Annotated in this window: 3 protein-coding genes; 2 read left to right on the top strand and 1 reads right to left on the bottom strand. The window is 76.8% G+C overall.

The window, feature by feature from the left end; genetic code table 11:
* Positions 1–168 precede the first annotated feature (168 nt).
* Positions 169–882: a hypothetical protein gene (locus tag A6V29_RS06365; RefSeq protein ID WP_137159531.1), complete on the top strand. Its 714-nt coding sequence runs from the start codon at positions 169–171 to the stop codon at positions 880–882.
* Positions 883–897: 15 nt separating this feature from the next.
* Here the strand turns inward: A6V29_RS06365 and A6V29_RS06360 are convergent, their stop codons facing one another.
* Positions 898–2,517, bottom strand: a complete 1,620-nt coding sequence (locus A6V29_RS06360; protein ID WP_249933057.1) for a serine/threonine-protein kinase — start codon at positions 2,515–2,517, stop codon at positions 898–900.
* Positions 2,518–2,829: 312 nt separating this feature from the next.
* Here A6V29_RS06360 and A6V29_RS06355 point away from each other — a divergent pair, with 312 nt between their 5' ends.
* A complete protein-coding gene (locus A6V29_RS06355; protein WP_137159530.1) occupies positions 2,830–3,627 on the top strand; it encodes an enoyl-CoA hydratase-related protein in 798 nt (265 codons plus the stop codon).
* Positions 3,628–3,677: the final 50 nt, after the last annotated feature.

Below are 3,677 nucleotides of genomic sequence, written 5' to 3'. Positions count from 1 at the left end.
GTCGGCGATGCGTCCGGTGAGGACCTCGGTGCCCGTGACCACGATGCCCGCGCGGATGCTCATCCGCCCGACCACTAGGACCGGGCCGTGCGGTGCGCCTGCCTGCCCCCGGCCGCGGGGTCGCCTAGCGTGCTGGGCGAGGCCGCCCCCGATGCGCGAGGAGCACCGATGAGCTCGCCGTCCACCCCACAGCCGCCCGCGGCACAGCCCACCACGCAGGAGATCCCCGTCGCCGCCCCGGCCGCGGCGGCGCACCCGCTGCCGCCGCACCCCGGTGCGGCGGCCCCCGCGTCCGTGCCGCCCGCCCGCTCGACGGGCCCGGTGGACTACGTCCCCGGTCCCCCGCCTGCCCCTCCGGCCGCCGCGGTCCCGCCGTCCCAGCCGGAGGGACCGCCCGCCGCCGAGCCGGCACCGACCGCGGCGCCCGGGGCCACCACCGTCTGGCCCGAGTCACTGGAGACCGGACCCGTGGCGCCCCCGGCAGCCACCGCCCCGGCCTCCTCCTCGACCTCGGCCACGACCTCGGCCGAGCGACGGCCACTGCTCTCGCTGGCGCTGCTCGCAGCGGCCCTGGTGCTGCTGCAGCTCGGGCTGTCCCTGCGCTTCGGCGGGGAGTCGTTCTGGACCGACATCCCGTTGTGGTCGGCGTTCGCCACCGGCTGCGTCCTGCTGGGGCTGGCCGGCATGCCCGCGGTGCCGGGCGTCCGGCGCTGGAGCGGAGCGGCCGGCTGGCGCGTCGCGGCCGGCGGGCTGGTCGGGCTGGCCGTCTTCTGGCTGCTCGTGGTGCTGCCCGTCGTCGCCGGTGACCGCGGCTTCCTGCTCACCGCCGCGCTCGGCTGCTTCGGCGCCGCGCTGTGGACAGGCCCGGCCCGCGCTCGCTGACCCCTGCCGTCCGGCTCAGGCCGCAGGCGGCGGGGTGCTCGGTGGTGCCGAGCTCGACGTGCCGGTCGACGGAGGCGACGACGACGTCGGCGTGCTCGGCTCCGTCGGCGTCGAGGGCGTCGTCGGCCCGGGTGACTGCGACGGCGACGTCGACGACGAGGGCGGTCCGGTCGGCGGGGACGCGCTGCCCTCCCCGACGGGGGGCTCGACCTCGGTGCCGGGCTCCGGCGGTGCCTGCTCCTCGACCTCGACGGCCTCGGTCGGCTCGGCGACCTCCGGGGCCGGGGACTCGCCGACGGTGGCCTGGGTGACCCCCGCGCCGCCGCTGCGCTCACCGGCGCGCGACGGCGGCACGGCGTAGCGGACGACGACGGCATCGCCGGCGGCCAGCTCCTTGCCGGCGGGCGCGACGCCGGTGACCCGGTCGGGCGCGCTGCTCTCGGTCACCTGGGACCGCAGCTCCACGACGAGCCCGAGGGCGGTGAGGCGCTCGGCGACCTCGTCGACGGGGCGGCCGACGTAGTCCGAGGCGTCGAGCACGATGCTGCCGCTGGCACGTTCCTCGGCCGCCGTGGCCGTGCCCGACGGCCGACCGTCGCTCCCGAGCTGCACCGCGGCGGCGATGCCGATGCCGGCGAGCAGGGCGACCAGGGGCGACAGCGCCAGGGCGAGCCGCCTGCCGCGGCGCGGCGATGGCGGCCGGGCCACGGTGGCGTCGTCCGGCGGGTCGAGCGGCGGGTGGAGCGGCGGCGGGACGGCGGCCACGGCACGGGTCTCCGGCGCGGCGGCGAGCTCCCGGCCCGCGAGGACGTCGTCGATCGCGGCGGCGAACGCGGCACCGTCGGGGAACCGGCCCTCCGGGTCCTTGACCAGGGCCCGCGAGATCAGCGTGCGCACCCCCGGGGGGAGCTCGCCGGGCAGCGGCTCGGGTTCCTGCCGCACCTGCTTGAGGGCGATGGTGACGGCGTTGTCGCCGTCGAAGGCGGGATGGCCGCTGAGGCACTCGTAGCCGATGAGGCCCAGCGCGTAGACGTCGCTGGCAGGGGTGGCCAGCCGCCCCTCGGCCGCCTCGGGCGAGAGGTACTGCGGCGTCCCGATGACCTGGCCGGTGCGGGTCAGCGCCACGCTGCGGGCCGACCAGGCGATGCCGAAGTCGGTGATCTTCACGCTGCCGTCGGGCCGGACGAGGATGTTGCCGGGCTTGACGTCCCGGTGCACCAGGCCGGCCCGGTGCGCCTCGGCGAGGGCCAGCGCGGTCTGCTGCAGGAGCGCGAGGGTCGTGTCCGTGTCGAGCCCGCGTTCCCGGGCCAGCACGGCCGAGAGCGGCTCGCCCTCGACCAGTTCCATCACCAGGTAGGCGAGGGTCTCGCCGGTCCCGTCCTCGGCGCACTCCTCGCCGTAGTCGAAGACCGCCGCGATGTTCGGGTGGCTGAGCGAGGCGGCGTGCCTGGCCTCGGCGCGGAACCGCTCGAGGAAGGTGGGATCGCCGGTGTACTCGCTGCGCAGCACCTTCACCGCGACGGGGCGGTGCAGCGCGACGTCCCGACCCCGCCAGACCTGCCCCATCCCGCCCGCGGCGATCATGTGGTGCAGTTCGTAGCGGTCGCCCAGGCACCGTCGTCCTGGTTCGACCACGGGGGTCACTCCTCGTCACGTCCGGCGGTTGGAGGTGGCCCGCCACGGTGCCACCCGGGGGCCCTGAGAGCGCTCCCCCTTCCCTGTCCACGACGGAGCGGGCCTACACATCGGCCGCCCGTCGCGGTGCCGGGACGCACTGCCGTTCATCATCCGCCGTCGGGCCGGGCGCCGGGACCGGCGTCGGCGCGCCGGATGCGTTGCGTCATCGGGGCGACACGAGTGCGGTTCTCCCGACGCCGGAGCCGTGACAGGGTGGGGCGGCGAGGGGGGCCCGGTCCCCGGACGACGTGCAGGGGAAGGCGGACGACGATGGCCGAGACCGTGACCAGGGAGGACTCCGACGGGGTCGCCACCCTCACCATGCTCCGCCCGGGGCTCTCGACGACGTCCCGCCGCGAGCTGTTCGCCCACGTGCAGGAGGTGGCGGAGGACCCGTCGGTGCGCGCGGTGCTGCTGACCGGCACCGGCCGCGCGTTCTGCGTCGGGCAGGACCTGACCGACGCCTCGGTGCACCGCCGGCCCGCGGAGACCCCGCCCGACGAGGACCTCGACGCCCCGATGCCTGTGCTCGTCGAGGAGTACAACCCGCTGATCCTCGCGCTGTCGCGGCTCGAGGTGCCGCTGGTCGTCGGCATCAACGGCGCCTGCGCCGGGGCGGGGCTCGGCGTCGCGCTCTGCGGTGACCTGCGGGTGGCCGCGGCCGGGGCGAAGTTCACCACCGCCTTCACCAACGTGGGCCTGTCCAGCGACTCCGCCGTCGCCTCGCGGCTGGTGCACTGCGTGGGCGGCGCGCGGGCGGCCGAGCTGCTCCTGCTGCCGGAGCCCTTCCTCGCCGAGACGGCGGCCCAGTGGGGCCTGGTGCATCGCGTCGTGCCGCCGGAGGAGGTGGCCGCCGAGGCGCACGCGCTGGCGGCCCGACTCGCGGCGGGACCAACGGTCGCCTACCGGCTGGTGAAGAAGGTGCTGGCGACGGCGGCGACCGACACGCTCGAGGAGACACTGGCGCTCGAGGCGCGGCTGCAGGCGGTCGCCGGGCGGACGGCCGACCACCGCGAGGCGGTCGAGGCGTTCCTGGCCAAGCGGCCGCCGGAGTTCACCGGCACCTGACCCACCGCCCCCTGCGCTGGGATCAGGTCAGGTGGATTCAAGGAGCGGAC

The sequence above is a fragment of the Blastococcus sp. CCUG 61487 genome, assembly GCF_005222955.1.
Classification (GTDB): domain Bacteria; phylum Actinomycetota; class Actinomycetes; order Mycobacteriales; family Geodermatophilaceae; genus Blastococcus.
The sequence above is the reverse complement of the archived record's forward strand: the minus strand, read 5'-3'. Positions and strand labels throughout refer to the sequence as shown.

Coding starts and splice junctions, on each gene's coding strand:
- A6V29_RS06365 (WP_137159531.1), top strand. CDS start 169: ATGAGCTCGCCGTCCACCCCACAGCCGCCCGCGGCACAGCCCACCACG.
- A6V29_RS06355 (WP_137159530.1), top strand. CDS start 2,830: ATGGCCGAGACCGTGACCAGGGAGGACTCCGACGGGGTCGCCACCCTC.